The organism is Streptomyces sp. col6 (assembly GCF_008042035.1).
Lineage (GTDB): Bacteria > Actinomycetota > Actinomycetes > Streptomycetales > Streptomycetaceae > Streptomyces.
The window spans coordinates 616916-637206 of the sequence record NZ_RDBL01000002.1; the positions used below are offsets into that span (position 1 = coordinate 616916).

The window sequence follows — 20291 nt, forward strand, 5'->3', positions numbered from 1 at the left end:
GGTCCCCGTGGCGGTGTGCGGGCGGGAGGGGGTCATGGGGGAGTATCCATGAGTACCCGCGAAAAGAACTAAGCGCTTGCTCTCCCCGAGGGGTTGTGCGGAGCGCGGTGCGTTCTTAGCATCATCGATGTTACATCAGTTGTGTCATACCGCTGGGGGCTCGATGGCGAGTACAGGGAACGATCCGCGCGGTCCCCTCGACGGGACCCGGGTGGTGGAGCTCGCAGGCATCGGGCCCGGCCCGTTCGCCGCGATGCTCCTGGCCGATCTGGGCGCCGACGTGGTGCGGGTCGACCGCCCCGGCGGCGCAGGCCTGGGCATCGATCCGGCCCGCGACCTCACCAACCGCAACAAGCGCTCGGTGCTCGTCGACCTCAAGGCCCCCGACGGCCCGGCCGCCGTCCTGGACCTCGTCGAACGTGCCGACGTCCTCATCGAGGGCTACCGCCCCGGCGTCGCGGAACGCCTCGGCGTGGGCCCCGACGCCTGCCTGGCCCGTAACCCGCGGCTGGTCTACGGCCGGATGACCGGCTGGGGCCAGGACGGACCGCTGGCCGAGCGCGCCGGGCACGACATCTCCTACATCGCGCTCACCGGCACCCTCTCCATGATCGGCCGGCCCGGCGAACCGCCCACCGTCCCCGCCAACCTCGTCGGCGACTACGCGGGCGGCTCGCTCTACCTCGTCGTCGGCATCCTCGCCGCCCTCCAGCACGCCCGTACGCCCGGTGGTACCGGACAGGTCGTGGACGCGGCCATCGTCGACGGCGCCGCCCACCTCGCCACGATGATCCACGGCATGCTCGCGGCCGGCGGCTGGCAGGACCGGCGCGGCTCCAACCTCCTCGACGGCGGCTGCCCGTTCTACGGTTCGTACGAGACCGCCGACGGGGAGTACATGGCCGTCGGCCCGCTGGAGCAGCGGTTCTACGACGAGTTCGTCCGGCTCCTCGGCATCGCGGACACGGCCCCGGACCGGAACGACCTCGCCCGCTGGGACGAGCTGCGCACCGCCGTCGCCGACCGGTTCCGCACCCGCACCCGCGCCGAGTGGACCGAGGTCTTCGACGAGTCGGACGCCTGCGTGGCGCCCGTCCTCTCGCTCCGCGAGGCACCCCGCCACCCGCACCTCGCCGCCCGCGCCACCTTCGTCGAGCACGGCGGACTCACCCAGCCGGCGCCCGCACCGCGCTTCTCGGCCACCCCCGCGTCGGTGCGCACCGGCCCGGCGCTGCCGGGCGCGGACACCGAAGCCGTCGCCGCCGACTGGGACGTGCCCGGTCTGCGGACCACCCGGAAGGACACCACCGACTGATGCAGCGGCAGATCTTCACCGAAGAGCACGACGCGTTCCGCGAGACCGTGCGCACCTTCCTCGCCAAGGAGGTCCTTCCGCACTACGAGCAGTGGGAGAAGGACGGCATCGTCTCCCGCGAGGCCTGGCGCGCAGCCGGCCGGCAGGGCCTCCTCGGCCTCGCCGTGCCCGAGGAGTACGGGGGCGGCGGCACCACCGACTTCCGCTACAGCGCCGTCCTGGCCGAGGAGTTCACGCGGGCCGGCACCCCCGGCCTCGCGCTCGGGCTGCACAACGACATCATCGGCCCCTACCTCACCGGGCTCGCCACGGACGAGCAGAAGCGGCGCTGGCTGCCCGGATTCTGCAGCGGCGAGATCATCACCGCCATCGCCATGACCGAGCCCGGCGCGGGCTCCGACCTCCAGGGCATCCGCACCACCGCCGAGGACAAGGGCGACCACTGGCTGCTCAACGGCTCCAAGACGTTCATCTCCAACGGCATCCTCGCCGACCTGGTGGTCGTCGTCGCGAAGACCACCCCGGAGGGCGGCGCCAAGGGCCTCTCGCTGATCGTCGTCGAGCGCGGCGCGGAGGGCTTCGAGCGGGGCCGCAACCTCGACAAGATCGGCCAGAAGTCCCAGGACACCGCCGAGTTGTTCTTCAACGACGTGCGCGTCCCGAAGGAGAACCTGCTCGGCGAGCGCGACGGCGCCTTCATCCACCTGATGACCAACCTCGCCCAGGAGCGCATGGGTATAGCCGTCGCCGGGATCGCCGCCGCCGAACACCTCCTGGAGATCACCACCGCGTACGTCAAGGAGCGCGAAGCGTTCGGCCGGCCGCTCGCCAAGCTCCAGCACATCCGCTTCGAGATCGCGGAGATGGCCACCGAGTGCGCCGTCACCCGGGCCTTCCTCGACCGCTGCATCGTCGACCACTCCGAGGGCACCCTCGACGCGGTGCACGCCTCGATGGCGAAGTGGTGGGCGACCGAACTGCAGAAGCGCGTCGCCGACCGCTGTCTCCAACTCCACGGCGGCTACGGCTACATGGCGGAGTACCCGGTGGCCCGCGCGTTCACCGACGGCCGCATCCAGACCATCTACGGCGGCACGACCGAGATCATGAAGGAGATCATCGGCCGCTCGCTGCTCGCCTGACCCCACACTCTTCGCACCACGCTCGCGCCACCACCCTCGAAAGGCAGCTGTCTTGAGTACCGAAGCATTCGTCTACGACGCGATCCGCACCCCGCGCGGCCGCGGCAAGGCCAACGGCGCCCTGCACGGCACCAAGCCCATCGACCTTGTCGTCGGCCTGATCCACGAGATGCGCGCCCGCTTCCCCGGTCTCGACCCCGCGGCGATCGACGACATCGTCCTCGGTGTGGTCAGCCCGCTCGGTGACCAGGGCTCCGACATCGCCCGGATCGCCGCCATCGCGGCCGGCCTGCCGGACACCGTCGCCGGCGTCCAGGAGAACCGCTTCTGTGCCTCGGGCCTGGAAGCCGTCAACCTGGCCGCCGCCAAGGTGCGTTCGGGCTGGGAGGACCTGATCCTGGCGGGCGGCGTCGAGTCGATGTCCCGCGTGCCGATGGGCTCCGACGGCGGCGCCTGGGCCATGGACCCGATGACCAACTACGGGACCGGCTTCGCCCCGCAGGGCGTCGGCGCCGACCTCATCGCCACCATCGAGGGCTTCTCGCGGCGCGATGTCGACGAGTTCGCCGCGCTCTCCCAGGAGCGGGCCGCCGAGGCGTGGAAGGACAACCGCTTCGCGCGCTCCGTCGTCCCCGTCAAGGACCGCAACGGCCTCGTCGTCCTCGACCACGACGAGCACATGCGCCCCGGCACCACCGCCGACTCCCTCGCCGCGCTCAAGCCGTCCTTCGCGACCATCGGCGAGATGGGCGGCTTCGACGCGGTGGCGCTGCAGAAGTACCACTGGGTCGAGAAGATCGACCACGTCCACCACGCGGGCAACTCCTCCGGCATCGTGGACGGCGCCGCCCTCGTCGCCATCGGCAACAAGGAGACCGGCGAGCGCTACGGCCTCACCCCGCGCGCCCGTATCGTCTCCGCCGCCGTCTCCGGCTCCGAGCCCACCATCATGCTCACCGGCCCCGCCCCGGCCACCCGCAAGGCCCTCGCCAAGGCCGGGCTGACCATCGACGACATCGACCTGGTCGAGATCAACGAGGCGTTCGCCGGCGTCGTCCTGCGCTTCGCCCGGGACATGGGGCTCTCCCTCGACAAGATCAACGTCAACGGCGGCGCCATCGCCCTCGGCCACCCGCTGGGCGCCACCGGCGCGATGATCCTCGGCACCCTCATCGACGAACTGGAGCGCCGCGACCAGCGCTACGGCCTCGCCACCCTGTGCGTGGGCGGCGGCATGGGCATCGCCACCGTCGTCGAGCGTCTCTGACCGTCCCCCTTCCTACGGAGAAGACAAACCCATGACCGAGAGCACGACCATCCGCTGGGAACAGGACGAGACCGGCGTCGTCACCCTCGTACTGGACGATCCCAACCAGTCCGCCAACACGATGAACCAGGCCTTCAAGGACTCCATCGCGGCCGTCGCCGACCGCGCCGAGGCCGAGAAGGACTCCATCCGGGGCATCATCTACACCTCCGCCAAGAAGACCTTCTTCGCCGGTGGCGACCTCAAGGAAATGATCAGGATCGGTCCTTCGAGCGCGCAGCTCGCGTTCGACACCGGCACCGCCATCAAGAACTCGCTGCGCCGTATCGAGACCCTCGGCAAGCCCGTCGTCGCCGCCATCAACGGCGCGGCCCTCGGCGGCGGTTACGAGATCGCGCTCGCCTCCCACCACCGCATCGCCCTCGACGCGCCGGGCTCCCGCATCGGCCTGCCCGAGGTCACCCTCGGCCTGCTCCCCGCGGGCGGCGGCGTCACCCGCACCGTCCGCCTCATGGGCATCGCGGACGCCCTGCTCAAGGTCCTCCTCCAGGGCACCCAGTACACCCCCCGCCGCGCGCAGGAGAACGGCCTCGTCCACGAGGTCGCCGCCACGCCCGAGGAGATGCTGGAGAAGGCCCGCGCCTTCATCGACGCCCACCCCGAGTCCCAGCAGCCCTGGGACGTCAAGGGCTACCGGATCCCCGGCGGCACCCCGTCGAACCCGAAGTTCGCCGCGAACCTGCCGGCGTTCCCGTCGAACCTGAAGAAGCAGATCGCGGGCGCGCCCATGCCCGCGCCGCGCAACATCCTCGCCGCCGCCGTCGAGGGCTCGCAGGTCGACTTCGAGACCGCCCTGACCATCGAGGCCCGGTACTTCACCGAGCTGGTCACCGGCCAGGTCTCCAAGAACATGATCCAGGCGTTCTTCTTCGACCTCCAGGCCGTCAACTCCGGGGCCAGCCGCCCCAAGGGCATCGAGGAGCGCCAGGTCCGCAAGGTGGCCGTCCTCGGCGCCGGCATGATGGGCGCGGGCATCGCGTACTCCTGCGCCAAGGCCGGGATCGAGGTCGTCCTCAAGGACGTCTCCGCGGAGGCCGCCGCCAAGGGCAAGGCGTACAGCGAGAAGCTGCTCGACAAGGCGCTCTCCCGGGGCCGTACGACCGAGGCCAAGCGCGACGAGCTGCTGGCACGCATCACCCCGACCGGTGACGTGGCCGACCTCGCGGGCTGCGACGCGGTGATCGAGGCCGTCTTCGAGGACACCGCCCTCAAGCACAAGGTGTTCCAGGAGATCCAGGACGTCATCGAGCCCGACGCGCTGCTCTGCTCCAACACCTCCACCCTGCCGATCACCGTGCTCGCCGAAGGCGTCTCGCGCCCGGTCGACTTCATCGGGCTGCACTTCTTCTCGCCGGTCGACAAGATGCCGCTGGTCGAGATCATCAAGGGCGAGAAGACCGGGGACGAGGCGCTGGCCCGCGCGTTCGACCTGGTCCGCCGGATCAGGAAGACGCCGATCGTCGTCAACGACTCGCGCGGCTTCTTCACCTCGCGCGTCATCGGCCAGTTCATCAACGAGGGCGTCGCCATGGTCGGCGAGGGCGTCGAGCCCGCCTCCGTCGAACAGGCCGCCGCGCAGGCCGGATACCCGGCCAAGGTGCTCTCCCTGATGGACGAGCTGACCCTCACCCTGCCGCGCAAGATCCGCAACGAGACCCGCAAGGCCGTCGAGCAGGCGGGCGGCACTTGGCCCGGCCACCCGGCGGACGAGGTGATCGACCGGATGGTCGACGAGTTCGGCCGCCCCGGCCGCAGCGGGGGCGCCGGCTTCTACGAGTACGACGAGGCCGGCAAGCGCACCCGCCTGTGGCCGGGCCTGCGCGAGCACTTCGCCAAGCCGGACACCGGGATCTCGTTCACCGACATGCAGGAGCGCATGCTCTTCTCCGAGGCGCTGGACAGCGTCCGCTGCCTGGAGGAGAACGTCCTGATCACCGTCGCCGACGCCAACATCGGCTCCATCATGGGCATCGGCTTCCCGCCGTGGACCGGCGGCGTGCTCCAGTACATCAACGGGTACGAGGGCGGCCTGCCCGGCTTCGTTGCCCGCGCCCGGGAACTCGCCGAGCGCTACGGCGACCGCTTCCTGCCGCCCGCGCTGCTGGTCCAGAAGGCGGAGAAGGGCGAGACCTTCCACGACTGACCCGACGCGCCGCGTGCCGTACCGCCCCTCCACCGGGGCGGTACGGCCGCGCTCACTCGGCGGTGAACGCGGCCCGCAGCTCCTCCTTCAGCGACCGCTGGAAGGCGGTCACCAGGGCCTGGAGCACCATCGGCTGCATGTGCGCCGACAGCGACTTCATCGCCTTGACGTGCTCGGGGTCCGATTCCCGCTCCCGGTACGGATTCCACACCTCGTCCCGGAAGAGCCGGGTCAGCTCCTGCGCGGCCGAGCGCGTGTGCTCCAGCAGGACCGTACGGGCGGCGAGGATCGTCTCGTGCGCGATCGGCACGTCGAGCAGCTCCACGCCGAGCCGCAGCAGCCCCGGATCCAGCCGGAAGACCCCGTCGTCGGGCGCGGACCGCTCAAGCACCCCCATCGCGGCCAGCCGGTCGAGGTCCTGCTCGCTCAGTGACCGGCCCGCCCGCCGCTCCAGCTCCGCCCGCGAGGCGTCCTCCGCCGAGTCCGGCGCCCAGGACGCGACCAGGGCGCGGTGGATGGCCAGATCGTGGGCGCTGAGGTCGGGCGGCAGCTGCTCCAGGTACCGTTCGATCGCGGCGAGCGTCATGCCCTGGTGCTGGAGCTCCTCGATCAGTGCCAGCCGCGAGAGGTGGTCGTGCCCGTAGTGCCCGACCCGGCGCGGCCCGATCACCGGGGGCGGCAGCAGCCCCCGGGTGCTGTAGAACCGCACCGTGCGCACGGTCACCCCGGCGCGAGCCGCCAGCTCGTCGACAGTGAGCTTCGGCTCCTCGGTCTCGGTCGCCATTTCCGCTCCTCGTGTCCGGTGCTGCGAACGGGCAGCGATGCGCGCGCCCCGCCCGGTGCAACAGTATTGCTGTCTCACCAACGATGTGAAAGTGGTGACCGGCGGCTGTCAGTGGTGAGCCCTAGCCTGAACGCATGTCCGAGATCACTTACGTACGAGGGGACGCGACCGCGCCGCAGGGCAAGGGCGTCAAGGTGATCGTGCACGTCTGCAACGATCTCGGCGGCTGGGGAAAGGGGTTCGTCCTCGCTCTCTCCCGCCGGTGGCCCGAGCCCGAGGCCGCGTACCGCAGATGGCACCGTGAGCGCGCGCACAACGACTTCGGGCTCGGCGCGGTGCAGTTCGTCCAGGTCTCCCCGTTCGTCCGGGTGGCGAACCTGGTGGGCCAGCACGGGATGCGCCGGGGCAGCAAGGGTGTCCCGGTGCGCTACGAGGCCATCGACGCGGGACTCGCCGCCGTGGCCGACCGCGCGCTGGAGCTGGGCGCCTCGGTGCACATGCCCCGGATCGGTTGCGGGCTCGCGGGCGGCACGTGGTCGCGGATCGAGCCGCTCATAGAAACCCGGTTGACCGGCCAAGGCCTGTCTGTGAGCGTGTACGACTTCGACTGAGCCCCGGCCGGGGCGTCCGAGGGGGAGCGATGACGGAGATCGGTACCGGTGTGCCCGGATATGTCTTCAGGGCCTACCGGGGTGCCCCGGACCACGAGGCGATGGCCGCCGTGCGGGCCGGCAGCGCGGAGCACGATGGGCTCGACGCCGATTCGGTCGTGGAGGGGCTGCCCGACGCCGAGGAGATCGGCACCGCGTCCGCCGCCCTCGCGGACCCGGCCCGCGACCAGGTCCTCGTCGAACACGACGGCGCGGTCGTCGGCTACGCGGCCGTCCGCTGGTGGCGGGAGCGGGACGGGACCCAGCTCTATCTGCACCGCGGACACCTGCTGCCCGGACACCGGGGACGCGGCGTCGGGGCAGCCATGGTCGCGTGGGCCGAGGAGCACATCCGCCGACTCGTGGCGGAGCAGGGCACGGCGGAGACAGCGGTCTTCGGTGCCAACGCCATGGCCGGGGAACGGGAGGCCGCGCGGCTGCTCACGGACACCGGGTACCAGCGCGTCTTCAGCCTCGTGGAGCTGGAGCTGCCGGACCTGGGCGCGCTGCCGGGCTCCGCCGAGCCGCCGGCCGGCATCCGGCTCGGGCCCATCGGCCCGGACAGCTACCGCTCGGCCTGGCGGACGGTCGTCGACTCGTACCGGGAGGCCGGCTTCACCGAGGAATGGCCGTACGCCCGCTTCGTGGCCAAGGCGGACCCGGCCTGCTGGCGGGCCGCCTGGCAGGGCGAGGAGATGGCAGGCGTCGCCCTGTGCTCGCTCCGCGCCCGGGACCGCACGACGGGCGAGGTCGAGGAGCTGAGCGTCCGCGACCGGTCCAGGCGGCTCGGCGTCGGACGCGCCGTACTCCTCGCGGGCCTGCGCGCCCTGCGCGACCACGGGGCCACCCGCGCCCGCCTGTACACCGGGACCGCCAACCCCTACCGCTCGTACGACCTCTACGAGAGCGTCGGCTTCCGGCGCCGCAACGAGTACGTGCGCTACCGCAAGCCTCTGCGGAGCTGATGCCCGGCCTGTTACGGGAGTACGCCGCGTGTCACTCTGATCCGGCTCCTATCGTGGGGCGGACCGGCGGAACAGGGAGGGCCCATGACGGCACGTGACACCGGCGGGGCGGCCCCCGCCTTCGGGATCGTGGGAGCCGCAACGCCCTCCGACGCGCTGGGGGAGCAGATCCTCGATGCCGCGCGCGAGCAGTTCATGACCTTCGGGCTGCGCCGCTCGACCGTCGACGACGTCGCCAAGCGGGCCGGGGTCTCCCGGGTGACGGTGTACCGGCGGATCGGAGGCAAGGACAGCCTGGTCTCGGCGTGCCTGCTGCGCGAGTACCGCCGGTTCGTCGTGGAGGTCGACGAGGCCGTGGCCGCGCTGCCCACGACGGAGGACCGGCTCGTCGAGGGCTTCGCCGCCGTGCTGCGGCACATCCGCGAACACCCCCTCATCGGCGGGCTGCTGCGCCTGGAGCCCGAGACCATGCTGCCCTTCCTCACCGTGGAGAGCGGCCCCGCCTTCCTCGCGATCCGCGGCTACCTGGCCGGGCGGCTGCGCGAGGTACGGCGCCTGGAGGGCGGACCGGAGACCGACCCGACACCCGTCGCCGAACTCATGGTCCGGATCACCGTCTCCTTCCTCCTCAACCCGGTCAGCTGCTTCGAACTCGACGACGACGCCCAGGTCCGCGACTTCGCCCGCCGCTGCCTGGTCCCGCTGCTCGCCGCCTGACCGGGCGTCTCAGCCGCGCTCCGGCCCCGGCCGGACGGCGGTCTCGTCCGGCAGCGGCTCCAGCGGCCGGCCGCGCGCCCAGTGCGGCCCGAGGTCGTCCAGCCGCCAGCCGAAGGGGTACGAACGCGGCTGCGGCCGGGACGGGAACCGGCGCGGCCGGGCCGGCATCCCCCGTACGCACCGCGCCCGCAGCCGCAGCGCCGCCGACGCCGAGGTCCGCACCCACCGGGGCTGCGGCCGGAAGCCCAGCGCCTTCAGCAGCGGCTCATCCAGCAGCGCCAGCGAGAACCGGGCGACCAGAGGACGCAGCGGGCGCGGGTACCAGCTCGCCATCACCCGGAACGTGGCGCTCGCCACCCGCCGGTTCGCCGGGTCGTACGCGAACATCCGCTGCTCGTACGCGTCGAGCAGCCGCTCGAACCCCGCATAGGTGTCGGGGACGTCCTCGATGCCCATCATCGCCCCCGTCCTGCGCCCCGCCTCCGCCAGCGCCTGCACCTCCTGCGCGCACAGTGGGCGCCAGCCGTACCGGTCGATCCAGCGTTTCGGGCCCACGACCGTGGTCGCGAGCACGTAGCGGAAGTCGTCATTCGGGATGCGGTACCTGCCGTGGATGCGGTTCAGGTGCCGCGCCGCAGCCCGTCCCCGCTCCGAGTCGAACCCGTCGACGGCCATCTCGTACCCGATCAGCACCGTGTCGTCGTACCGCTTCTGTCCGTTGCGCTCGAACTCCTGGGTGCGGTCGAGGAGTACGGAGATCCGGGGGACACCGTAGTCGCGCAGGAACGCCACGCTCACGCCCTGACGGTAGTCCCAGGGGAACTCGTACTGCGAGATCAGCCGGAGGATCTCGGCGTAGTCCCGCGCCGGATCCATCCGGCGGATCTCACGCAGGCGGCTGTACCGGCCCATGGTGCGCCCTCCTGTCCGTGTCCGGAACAGCGCGCCCCAACAAGCGTGTGACACAGATGATATGACGGGGCGTTCAATCCCTGGAGTCAAAGTTACAAATACTATCGACTTGTTTCATCGGCCCCGTCAACACCGCGGAACGGGAGCCCGCTGCGCACGCCCCGCCCACGGCTCGCATACTGGATCACGTGGGGCCGGGCGCTTCGGTCCGGTGCCCGTCGAGCGGCCGGAGTACGGCATGAGCAGCGCAGCAGCCGGCAGGGACGACCCGGCGCCACCGCCGCCCGGCGGAGTGCTGTGGAGCCTTTCCGGCGACATCCGGGCCCTGCTGATGCTGCCCGCCGCCCTCACCCTCCAGGTCGCCCACCCCGCCGTCGGCGCGGGCGTGGACGAGCACTCCGTGTTCCGTACGGACCCGTGGGGGCGCGGCGAGCGCTCCCTCAGCTCGCTCCAGCTCTGGGTGTACGGCGGGCAGGAGGCCGCCGAGGAGGGGCGCAGGCTCCGCCGGCTGCACCGCACCATTGAGGGAACCGACACCCGGGGCCGCCCCTACCACGCCCTGTCACCGGCGAACTACGCCTGGGTGCACGCCACCGGGTTCCCCGTCTACCGGCACGGCGCCCGCTATCTGCTGCGCCCGCTCAGCCGCGAACAGGAACGCGCACTGTACGCGGAATGGCTCCAGGTGGGCCGGGTGCTCGGGATCCACGACCGGGACATGCCGCAGACCATCGAGGAGTTCTGGCCCTACTACCGCGCCATGCTCGCCGACGAGATCGAGAGGACACCCGTCGTCGCGGAACTCGTCGCCACCGACACCGCCGTCCCGCCGCCGGACCGCGGGCCCCGGCTCCTGCGGCTGCTGCTCAGGGCGCTGTGGCCGGTGCTGCTGCCGCCGCTCGCCCGGTTCCGCGCGTTCCTGACCGTCGGGCTGATGCCGCCCGACGCCCGCGAGGCCATCGGCCTGGAGTGGACGGACGCGCAGGAACGGGCGCTGCGGCGGTTCTGCGCGGTGGTCCGGGTGGTGGTTCCGGTGCTGCCGGAGCGCCTGCGCTATCTGCCCCGGGCGCGCCGGGCCAGGGCGGCGCACCGGGCGGCCCGCGGCGGCGGGCTCAGGCCGACGCGCGGCGGACCAGCCGCGTCGGCGTGATCACCGACTCCGGCCCCGCGCCCCCGTCCTCCAGCCGCTCCATCAGCAGCCGGACCATCAACCTGCCCATGCCGACAACGTCCTGACGTATCGTCGTCAGCGGAGGGTCCGTCGCCTCGGCGACCGACTCCATGTCGTCGAACCCGACCAGCGCCACGTCCTGCGGCACCCGCCGCCCCCACTCGCGCAGCACCCGCAGTGCGCCCGAGGCCATCAGGTCGTTGGCCGCGAACACCGCGTCCACGTCGGGCCGCCGCTCCAGCAGCTCCGCCATCGCCCGCGCACCGCCCTCCACCGTGAAATCGCCGTCCGCGAGCAGCGCGGGGTCCGCGTCGGGCAGGATGTCGGCGTAGCCGTCGATCCGGTCGAGCGCCGAGGTCTGGTCGCGCGGACCCGCGATGTGCGCGATGTTCCGGCGGCCGAGCCCGGCCAGATGGCGGACGGCCTCCCGGGCGCCGCCCCGGTTGTCGCAGTCCACGAAGGGCACCGCGTCGGTCGGCGCGCCAGGCCGCCCCGGCCTGCCGCCGTAGACGGCAGGCACGCGGAAACGCCGGATGGCGGACGGGAGTTCGTCGTCCGTGTGCAGCGAGAACGCCAGCACCCCGTCCACATGGCCCCCGGCCAGATAGCGGCTGACCCGCTCGAAGTCCCCGCGGCCCTCCACCAGCAGCAGCACCAACTGCGCGTCGTGCGCGTTCAGTTCCCGGCTGATGCCCCGGATGTGCTGGGAGAAGAACGGGTCGGAGAAGATCCGCACCTCGGGCTCGTCGATGATCACGGCCACCGCCCCGTTGCGCCGGGTCACCAGGGTCCGCGCGGCGTGGTTCGGTACGTAGCCCAGCTCCTCGACCGCCTTGCGCACCTGGTCCACGAGCGGCTGCCGGACGCCCGCGCCGCCGTTGACCACCCGGGAGGCCGTCGCCCGGGAGACTCCGGCGCGGGCCGCCACCGCTTCCAGCGTGGGGCGCGCGTGGAGCGGGGCATCGGGGGTCGGACCGGGCAAGGGACGCTCCTCTGGGGCGCGGCGGGGGCCTGGAACGGCCGGGCCGGCCGATCGGCGCGAACTACCCGGCCAGCCTAACGGGCCGCGGCCCTGTGCCCGCTTCCGGAAACCGTGCGTGCACAGGTCTGTCGCGTGCACCGGCGCCGAAGTATCTTCCGCCCATGCCGATCGCGCCGACAGGCGGGGGACGGCGGCCGCCCCGGCGCGGCCGTGTCCGCGTTCTCGCTCTGGCGGCCGCCTCTGCCGCCCTGACCGTCCCCCTGCTCACCGTGCCCTCGGACGCGGCCCGCACCGCCGCACCCCGTACCGGCTTCGAACTGTCCGGCGGGGCCCGCTGGACCCGGCAGTCCGAGGAGGCGTCGCTGCTCGCGGCCCTGGCCCGGCGCGGCGACCGGGTCTCCGTCCGGCGGATCGGCACCACCGCCCAGGGGCGTCCGCTGCGCCTCGTCCGCGTCGGCAGCGCCGAGCCGGACGCGCTCACCGTGCTCCTGGTCTGCGGCCAGCACGGCGACGAACCTGCCGCGCGCGAGGCCTGCCTGAGCACGGTCCGCGACCTCGCGTACGCCACCGACGCCCGCACCCGCGCCTTCCTCGCGCGGACGGAGGTCCTCGTCCTGCCCACCGCCAACCCGGACGGGCTGGCCGCGGGGACCCGGGAGAACGCGGACGGTGTGGACATCAACCGGGACCACCTCGCCCTGCGCAGCGCCGAGGCCCGCGCCGTGGCCGCCGTACTGCGCGACCACGAGCCCGACGTGATCGAGGACCTGCACGAGTACGGTGCGACGGCCCCGTACTACGACAAGGACCTGCTCGTCCTGTGGCCCAGCAACCCCAACACCGACGAGCGGCTGCACGACGAGGCGCGCGACCTGGCGTGGGGCCGAGTGCGGGCCGCCGCCCGGGACGCGGGGTTCAGCACCGGCGTCTACGGCGTCTGGACCGACCCGGCCACCGGCCGCCCCCTCCGGCGGAACGCGGGCGACGGCCAGGAACGCATCCTGCGCAACATCGCCGGCCTCAAGCACGCGGTCGGAATTCTGGTCGAATCCCGTACGGACGCGCTGTCCGCGGCCGAGCGCGCCGACCCCGCTCTCGCCCACCGCCGCCGCGTGACCTCCCAACTCACCGTACTGAAAGCGCTGTTCCGGTACGCGGACGAGCGGCGCGGGAGTATCGCCGCCGCCACCGGCCGCTCCCGGGCGGCCGGTGAGGCCGGCCTGGGGCCCATCCGCCTCGGGGGAACCGACGACGAGGTGCCGGGCGAGACCCTCACCGACCCGCCCTGCGGCTACCGCCTCACCAAGGAGCGGTTCGCCCGCGTCCGGGACGAACTCGCCCTGCACCAGGTCACCTCACGGCCCGACGGCGACGGGGTGTACGTGCCCCTGCGCCAGCCGGCCCGGAAGCTGATCCCGCTGCTCCTGGACCGGCGGGCCGCATATCACCTCACAAACGGTCAACCCGATACCGCTTGTTGATACCGAAAGATATGGGTTCGGTGTGGTACTGCCTACGGAGAGCGTTTTGTCAGTTTCCGTGAAAGGTGCCATTCGTGTCGCAGGACGATCAGAGAACGGACGGCAGAGGGGACCTGTCGGTGACGGCGGACCTCCCCGGCGACCCGGCCCACAACCGGCGCCCCGTCACCGACCGGGTGGTGTTCGGCGTCACGGCCTGCCTCACCCTCGCCTTCGTCATCTGGGGGGCGACCGCCACCGACTCACTGGAGGACGTCTCCGGCAAGGCCCTCGACGGGCTCATCCACAACGGTGGTTGGGCCTTCATGCTGGCCGCCTCCGGCTTCGTGGTCTTCGCCCTGTGGCTCGCCATCAGCCGGTACGGAAACATCACCCTCGGCCAGGAGGACGAGGAGCCGGAGTTCCGTACCGTGTCCTGGGTCGCGATGATGTTCAGCGCGGGCATGGGCATCGGCCTGATGTTCTACGGCGTCAGTGAGCCGCTGGCCCACTTCACCGACCCGCCGCCCGGCACCCACCCCGCCGACGCGGCCGAGGCGATGCAGACGGCGATGGCCACCACCCTGTTCCACTGGACGCTGCACCCGTGGGCCATCTACGCGGTGGTCGGCCTCGGCATCGCGTACAGCACCTTCCGGCGCCGCAGGCGGCAGACCATCAGCGCCGTCTTCGAGCCGCTGATCGGCGCACGCCACGCCCACGGAGGCCTCGGCCGGTTCATCGACATCCTGGCCATCTTCGCGACCCTCTTCGGCTCGGCCGCCTCGCTGGGCCTGGGAGCCCTCCAGATCGGCAGCGGCTTCCACGAGCTGAACTGGAAGGAGAAGACCGGCACCGGACTGCTCGTCCTGATCATCGCCGTGCTGACCCTCGCGTTCATCGCCTCGGCGGTCTCCGGCGTGGAGAAGGGCATCCAGTGGCTGTCGAACATCAACATGGTGCTCGCCCTGATCCTGGCCGTGTTCGTGTTCATCGCGGGCCCCACCATCATCGTGCTCGACCTGGTGCCCACCTCGATCGCCTCCTACTTCGGTGACCTGCCGCAACTGGCCGGCCGCACCGAGGCCACCGGTGAGGGCAAGGTCGCCGAGTGGCTCGGCAGCTGGACCGTCTTCTACTGGGCCTGGTGGATCTCCTGGACACCCTTCGTCGGGATGTTCATCGCGCGGATCAGCCGGGGCCGCACCATCCGTCAGTTCATCGGCGGCGTCATCCTGGTGCCCAGCACCGTGAGCCTCATCTGGTTCGCCATCTTCGGCGGCACCGCCATCAAGCTCCAGGAGGCCGGGAAGCTCGGCGGCGCCGAGACCCAGGAGGCCCAGCTCTTCGGCGTGCTCCAGCAGTTCCCCGTCGCCACGCTGATGAGCATCCTGGTGATGGTGCTCGTCGGCATCTTCTTCGTCTCCGGCGCCGACGCCGCGTCCATCGTGATGGGCACCCTGTCCCAGAAGGGCATCCTCGAACCCGCCAAGTGGGTCGTCGTCTTCTGGGGCGTCGTCACCGGCGCCGTCGCGGCCATCATGCTGCTCATCGGCAACGGCAAGGGCGACGCCCTGGCGGGCCTCCAGAACCTGACCATCCTGGTGGCGGCGCCCTTCACCCTCGTGATGATCGGCATGTGCGTGGCCCTGATGCGGGACCTGCGTCAGGATCCGCTGATCGTGCGCCGAGAGTTCGGCGTGGAGGCCGTGGAGTCCGCGGTCATCGAGGGCCACGCCAAGTACGACGGCGACTTCGAGATCCGCATCGGCCCCGGCGGCAGCCAGATCACCACGGAACGCCACGACCGCGACCGCCCCGGCGGCTCCACCCCGGCCTGAGCCCGTGCGGCCCGGCGTCCTCCCGCCGGGCCGTACCGGACCGTGGCTCACCCCACCAGCCGCGCCGCCTCCAGCGCGCAGCCCAGGGCCACCGTCACGCCCGCGCCGCCGTGCCCGTAGTTGTGCACCAGCCGCCCGCCCCCGGCCGACGTCTCCGCCTCGATCCGGACCCCGGCGTCCCGGGCCGGCCGCAGGCCCACGCGGTGGCCGATGATCCGCGCCCCGGCGATCTCCGGCCGCACCCGGGCGCACCGCGCCACGATCTCCCCGGCCGTACGGGGGTCGGGCACCGTGCTCCAGTCGTCGGCCACCGCCGTGCCGCCGAGCACCAGCCGGCCCGGCTGCGGGAAGATGTACGTGGTCTCGTCCGACGCCGGATCCGCGTGGGCGAACCACTCCCGTATCCCCGGGTTCTCCACCAGCACCAACTGCCCGCGCACCGGCCGCATCCCCGCGTCCGGGACCAGCTCGCGGGCGCCGAGCCCGGCGCAGTTGACCACCGTCCCCGCCTCCGCGGCCGCCTCGTCGAACGAGGTGACCGTACGCCGCTCGACCGTGCCGCCGGCCGCCCGCACCCGCCCCTCCAGCCATTCCAGGTGCGCCGGCATGTCGATCAGCGGCAGTCGGCACCGCAGCCCTTCGGCGGTCTCCACGGCGCCCTTCAGCTCACCGGCCCACGGCCCCAGATCCGCGAGGCGCTCACCGGCGTTCAGGCCGTCGACCAGCCGTACGCCGGTCTCGTCCGGGCGCGCGGCCAGCTCCTCGTACCACCGCAGCGCGGTCAGCGACCAGTCGCCGACGCGGTCCAGCGGCTCGATCCGGTACGGCCACCACAGCGCCCCCGCCACGGCCGACGTGGTGTCGCCCGCCGGCTCCCGGGACCAGACCCGCACCCGGCGGCCCCGCTCGGCCAGCACCATCGCCGTGGTCAGTCCGCTGACCCCGCCGCCCACCACGATCACGTCCGACACCGCTGCCCCGCCTCTCGTCGCCCGGTCCGTGCACCTGCCCCCGGACCCTAAGGGGCCTCCCGTACGCCCGCACAGACCGCCCCCGGCCCGTCTTCCGGGCCCCGCCGCGCCGATTAGGATCGGCACCCTGATGACTGCCACTCTCGTCGCCAAGGACCTCGCCGCCGGACACGGCGACCGCACGCTCTTCGCCGGGCTCGACCTCGTGGTCGCCCCCGGGGACGTGATCGGTCTCGTCGGAGTCAACGGCGCCGGAAAATCGTCGCTGCTGCGGCTGCTCGCCGGGCTCGACCGGCCGGAGGAGGGCGAGCTGCGGCTCTCCCCGCCCACCGCGACCGTCGGCCACCTGCCCCAGGAGCCCGAGCGGCGCGCCGGCGAGACCGTACGGGAGTTCCTGGCCCGCCGCACGGGGGTCGCCGAGGCCCAGACCGCCATGGACGCCGCCACGCAGGCACTGGTCGACGGGGCACCGGGCGCGGACGACGCCTACTCCGAGACCCTGGAGCGCTGGCTCGCCCTCGGCGGCGCGGACCTGGACGAGCGCGCCGAGGAGACCGCCGCCGAACTCGGCCTGACCGTCGGTCTCGACCTGCCGATGACCGCCCTCTCCGGCGGCCAGGCGGCCCGCGCCGGCCTCGCCTCGCTCCTGCTGTCGCGCTACGACGTCTTCCTGCTCGACGAACCCACCAACGACCTGGACCTGGACGGTCTCGAACGCCTGGAGAAGTACGTCTCCGGACTGCGCGCCGGCACCGTCCTCATCAGCCACGACCGCGAATTCCTCATGCGCACGGTCACCAAGGTCCTCGAACTCGACCTGGCCCAGCAGCAGATCAACCTGTACGGCGGTGGTTACGCGGCCTACCTGGAGGAGCGCGAGCGCGCCCGGCGGCACGCCCGCGAGGAGTTCGAGGAGTACGCCGACAAGCGCTCGGCGCTGGAGAGCCGCGCCCTGATGCAGCGCTCCTGGATGGACAAGGGAGTCAAGAACGCCCGCCGCAAGGCCACCGACTCCGACAAGATCGGCCGCAAGTTCCGCAGCGAGTCCAGCGAGAAGCAGGCCGCGAAGGCCCGGCAGACGCAGCGCATGATCGAACGGCTCGACGTGGTGGACGAGCCGCGCAAGGAGTGGGAGCTGCGCATGGAGATCGCCTCCGCGCCCCGCTCCGGCTCGGTCGTCGCCACCCTGCGCGAGGCCCGCGCCGTGCGCGGCGACTTCATGTTCGGCCCCGCCTCGCTCCAGATCGACTGGGCGGACCGGGTCGCGATCACGGGCGCCAACGGCTCCGGCAAGTCGACTCTGCTGGCCGCCCTGCTCGGCCGCCTGCCGCTGGACTCGGGGCACGCGAGCCTGGGGTCCGGCGTGGTCGTCGGCGAGGTGGACCAGGCGCGCAAGCTCTTCCACGGCTCGGAGACGCTCCTGGAGGCGTTCTGCGCGGCGGTCCCCGACACGGAACCCGCCGACGTGCGCACCCTCCTCGCCAAGTTCGGCCTGCGCGCCGACCACGTCATGCGCCCGGCGACGACGCTCTCGCCCGGCGAACGCACCCGAGCGGCGCTCGCCCTGCTCCAGGGCCGGGGCGTCAACCTCCTGGTGCTGGACGAGCCCACGAACCACCTGGACCTGCCCGCCATCGAGCAGCTGGAGTCGGCGCTCGACTCGTACACCGGAACCCTGCTCCTGGTGACGCACGACCGGCGGATGCTGGAGGCGGTCCGCACGACGCGCCGGATCGAGGTGGCGGAGGGCCGTGTGACGGAGGTCTGACCCCGCCTGGCATACCAAAGGGCAAGTCAAGGTCACTCGATCAGCGACATATCCTGAATAATCCCTCATAGTCGTAGCGCTTGGGATACCAAGTGCTACGGTCATCGGGTGATGACTCAAGCGAGTGACCCCGCCGCCTCGCACGCCGACCACGCCGAGCGGACGATCCGCGCGGGCATCCTGTCCGGCGCGTACCCGCCCGGCTCACGGCTGCGCGAACGCGAGCTCTCCGAGAGCCTGGGCGTCTCGCGCATCCCGGTCCGCGAGGCACTGACCCGGCTGACCGGCGAGGGCCTGGTCGTCGTCTCCCCACGCCGGGGCGCCTCCGTACGGGACCTCTCGCTGCGGGACGTCGCCGAACTCTTCGACCTCCGCCTCAGCCTGGAGGTGTTCGCCGCCCGCCGGGCCGCCGAGGCGTGCGCCGCCGGGGGAGACGGGGAGCGGCTGCGGGCCCTCATGGAGGAGGCCGAGGACGCCACCCGCCGGGGCGACGCGGAGGAGATCCCAGCGGCCAACACCGCCCTGCACGCGGAGATCGTCGCGATGACCGGGAACCGGCTCCTCCAGGACGCGTTGCAGCCCTCGCTCGGCCTGGTGCAGTGGCTGTTCACCCTCACCGGGGGCCGCGACCCGCGCGTGCAGTGCGCGGAACACCAGGACATCTGCGCCGCGATCCACGCGGGCAAGCCGGACCTGGCCGCCGCACTCGCGTACGCGCACATCGAGCGGGGGAGGGAGCCGTCCCTGACCTCCCTGACCGGAACGCTCCCGGCCGAGTGACGCCGTAGCAGCACCGACCACACCACACACCCACCGAGGAGATGCGCGACATGCTGATCACAGACGTCCGTCCGTGGGGCAGGGAGCCCAGCGACCTCACCGTCGAGGACGGGGTGATCACCGCGATCACCCCGCACGACCCGGCCCGCGCCGCCACGGGCGACACCGTGGCCGGCCGGGGGCGGCTCGCCCTGCCGTCCTTCTCCGACGTCCACTGCCACCTGGACTCCACACGCATGGGCCTGCCCTTCCGCCCCCACACGGGCGCCCCCGGGGTCTGGGGCATGATGACGAACGACCGCGAGCACTGGCGCGAGGACGAGTGGGACGTCGCCCGGCGGGCCACGTACACCCTGGCCCGCATGATCGAGCGCGGCACCACCCGCGTCCGCAGCTACGCGCAGATCGACGCGGACTGCGGCCTCGAACGCTTCGAGGGCGTCCTCGCGGCCAAGGAGGCACACGCCGGCCGGTGCGAGGTCGAGATCATGGCGTTCCCGCAGGCCGGTCTGCTCCGGGAGAAGGGCGTGCCGGAGCTGATGGACCGGGCGCTGTCCTCGGGCGCGGCGGTGGTCGGCGGCATCGACCCCTGCACACTGGACCGCGACCCGGTACGCCACCTCGACATCGTCTTCGACCTGGCCGAGCGCCACGGGGCCCCGGTCGACATCCACCTCCACGAGCCGGGCGCGCTCGGGGTGTTCAGCGTCGACCTGATCCTGGAGCGGGTACGGGCCCTGGACATGGCCGGCCGGGTGACCATCTCGCACGCCTACGACCTGGGCTCTGTCAACGAGGCGACGACGCGCCGGCTGATCGAGGAGTTCGCCGAGCTGGACATCGCGATGGCCACGATCGCCCCGGCCCGCCACCACTCCCTCCCGTTGGCCGACCTGACCGCCGCCGGCGTCCGGGTGGGCCTCGGCGAGGACGGCCAGCGCGACTTCTGGTCCCCGTACGGCAACGGCGACATGCTCGACCGCACCTGGCAGCTGGCCTTCACCAACGGCTACCGCGCGGACGACCTGATCGAACACTGCGCGGCCGTGGCCACGACGGGCGGCGCCTCGATCCTCCAGGGAGGCCCGCCCCGCCTGACCTCCACGACGGACCGCCCCGGCATCACGGTGGGCGCGAGGGCGGACCTGCTCCTGCTGGAGGGCGAGACGGTCACCTCAGCGGTCATGGACCGCAGCAACGACCGCACGGTGCTGCACAAGGGCCGCGTGGTGGCGGACGGCCTCACGCTCAGCCCGGATTCCAGCCCCTCCGGCGTTTGAGGAGCGGGGCCCGGGGCGGAGCCCCGGTCTCGGGACTCGGGGAGTGAGCGGGGCGGCCGGCCGCCCCGCTCACTCCCCGAGGG

At 72.3% G+C, this 20291-nt stretch carries 17 protein-coding genes; 13 read left to right on the plus strand and 4 right to left on the minus strand.

Annotated elements, in window-relative coordinates; genetic code table 11:
• Positions 1-163: 163 nt before the first annotated feature.
• Genes EAO73_RS02850 through EAO73_RS02865 form a run of 4 tightly spaced genes read left to right on the plus strand, consistent with a single transcriptional unit; the run spans position 164 to position 5927 of the window.
• Positions 164-1315: a CaiB/BaiF CoA transferase family protein gene (locus EAO73_RS02850; RefSeq protein ID WP_147969852.1), complete on the plus strand. Its 1152-nt coding sequence runs from the start codon at positions 164-166 to the stop codon at positions 1313-1315.
• Entirely contained in the window at positions 1315-2457 is a 1143-nt protein-coding gene (locus EAO73_RS02855) for an acyl-CoA dehydrogenase family protein (RefSeq protein WP_147969853.1), read from the plus strand. Before EAO73_RS02850 ends, EAO73_RS02855 begins: the two co-directional genes overlap by 1 nt.
• A 52-nt stretch (positions 2458-2509) precedes the next feature.
• Entirely contained in the window at positions 2510-3724 is a 1215-nt protein-coding gene (locus EAO73_RS02860) for an acetyl-CoA C-acetyltransferase (RefSeq protein ID WP_147969854.1), read from the plus strand.
• Between the two features lie 31 nt (positions 3725-3755).
• On the plus strand, positions 3756-5927 hold the full coding sequence (locus tag EAO73_RS02865; RefSeq protein ID WP_147969855.1) for a 3-hydroxyacyl-CoA dehydrogenase NAD-binding domain-containing protein: 2172 nt from the start codon (positions 3756-3758) through the stop codon (positions 5925-5927).
• Between the two features lie 52 nt (positions 5928-5979).
• Here the strand turns inward: EAO73_RS02865 and EAO73_RS02870 are convergent, their stop codons facing one another.
• Complete coding sequence (locus tag EAO73_RS02870; protein ID WP_147969856.1) at positions 5980-6711, minus strand: MerR family transcriptional regulator; 732 nt, start codon at positions 6709-6711, stop codon at positions 5980-5982.
• A 134-nt stretch (positions 6712-6845) separates the two neighbouring features.
• On the opposite strand from EAO73_RS02870, the gene EAO73_RS02875 reads away from it, so the two are divergent.
• From EAO73_RS02875 to EAO73_RS02885, 3 genes are all read left to right on the plus strand, one after another.
• Positions 6846-7322: a macro domain-containing protein gene (locus EAO73_RS02875; protein WP_147969857.1), complete on the plus strand. Its 477-nt coding sequence runs from the start codon at positions 6846-6848 to the stop codon at positions 7320-7322.
• 29 nt (positions 7323-7351) lie between these two features.
• Positions 7352-8326 (plus strand): GNAT family N-acetyltransferase, encoded by a 975-nt coding sequence (locus EAO73_RS02880; RefSeq protein WP_147969858.1) that lies wholly within the window; start codon positions 7352-7354, stop codon positions 8324-8326.
• 84 nt (positions 8327-8410) lie between these two features.
• Positions 8411-9043 (plus strand): TetR/AcrR family transcriptional regulator, encoded by a 633-nt coding sequence (locus EAO73_RS02885; RefSeq protein ID WP_147969859.1) that lies wholly within the window; start codon positions 8411-8413, stop codon positions 9041-9043.
• Between the two features lie 9 nt (positions 9044-9052).
• Here the strand turns inward: EAO73_RS02885 and EAO73_RS02890 are convergent, their stop codons facing one another.
• The gene (locus tag EAO73_RS02890) at positions 9053-9955 is read right to left on the minus strand and encodes an oxygenase MpaB family protein (protein ID WP_147969860.1); all 903 of its coding nucleotides are present in this window, start codon (positions 9953-9955) and stop codon (positions 9053-9055) included.
• Positions 9956-10193: 238 nt separating this feature from the next.
• Between EAO73_RS02890 and EAO73_RS02895 the strand changes: the two genes are divergently transcribed.
• Positions 10194-11105: an oxygenase MpaB family protein gene (locus tag EAO73_RS02895; RefSeq protein WP_147969861.1), complete on the plus strand. Its 912-nt coding sequence runs from the start codon at positions 10194-10196 to the stop codon at positions 11103-11105.
• Here EAO73_RS02895 and EAO73_RS02900 read toward each other — a convergent pair.
• Positions 11068-12108 (minus strand): LacI family DNA-binding transcriptional regulator, encoded by a 1041-nt coding sequence (locus EAO73_RS02900; protein ID WP_147969862.1) that lies wholly within the window; start codon positions 12106-12108, stop codon positions 11068-11070. The two genes, EAO73_RS02895 and EAO73_RS02900, sit on opposite strands and share 38 nt — an antisense overlap.
• A gap of 161 nt (positions 12109-12269) precedes the next feature.
• On the opposite strand from EAO73_RS02900, the gene EAO73_RS02905 reads away from it, so the two are divergent.
• Positions 12270-13589, plus strand: coding sequence for a M14 family metallocarboxypeptidase (locus tag EAO73_RS02905; RefSeq protein WP_147969863.1), 1320 nt, complete (start codon positions 12270-12272; stop codon positions 13587-13589).
• A gap of 74 nt (positions 13590-13663) precedes the next feature.
• Entirely contained in the window at positions 13664-15409 is a 1746-nt protein-coding gene (locus EAO73_RS02910; protein ID WP_147969864.1) for a BCCT family transporter, read from the plus strand.
• Positions 15410-15456: 47 nt separating this feature from the next.
• On the opposite strand, the gene EAO73_RS02915 is transcribed toward EAO73_RS02910, so the two are convergent.
• A complete protein-coding gene (locus tag EAO73_RS02915) occupies positions 15457-16380 on the minus strand; it encodes an FAD-dependent oxidoreductase (RefSeq protein ID WP_147969865.1) in 924 nt (307 codons plus the stop codon).
• 130 nt (positions 16381-16510) lie between these two features.
• Here EAO73_RS02915 and EAO73_RS02920 point away from each other — a divergent pair, with 130 nt between their 5' ends.
• From EAO73_RS02920 to EAO73_RS02930, 3 genes are all read left to right on the plus strand, one after another.
• The gene (locus tag EAO73_RS02920) at positions 16511-18148 is read left to right on the plus strand and encodes an ABC-F family ATP-binding cassette domain-containing protein (protein ID WP_147969866.1); all 1638 of its coding nucleotides are present in this window, start codon (positions 16511-16513) and stop codon (positions 18146-18148) included.
• Positions 18149-18259: 111 nt separating this feature from the next.
• Positions 18260-18928, plus strand: coding sequence for a GntR family transcriptional regulator (locus tag EAO73_RS02925; RefSeq protein WP_147969867.1), 669 nt, complete (start codon positions 18260-18262; stop codon positions 18926-18928).
• A 50-nt stretch (positions 18929-18978) separates the two neighbouring features.
• A complete protein-coding gene (locus EAO73_RS02930) occupies positions 18979-20208 on the plus strand; it encodes an amidohydrolase (RefSeq protein WP_147969868.1) in 1230 nt (409 codons plus the stop codon).
• The last annotated feature ends 83 nt before the right edge of the window (positions 20209-20291 follow it).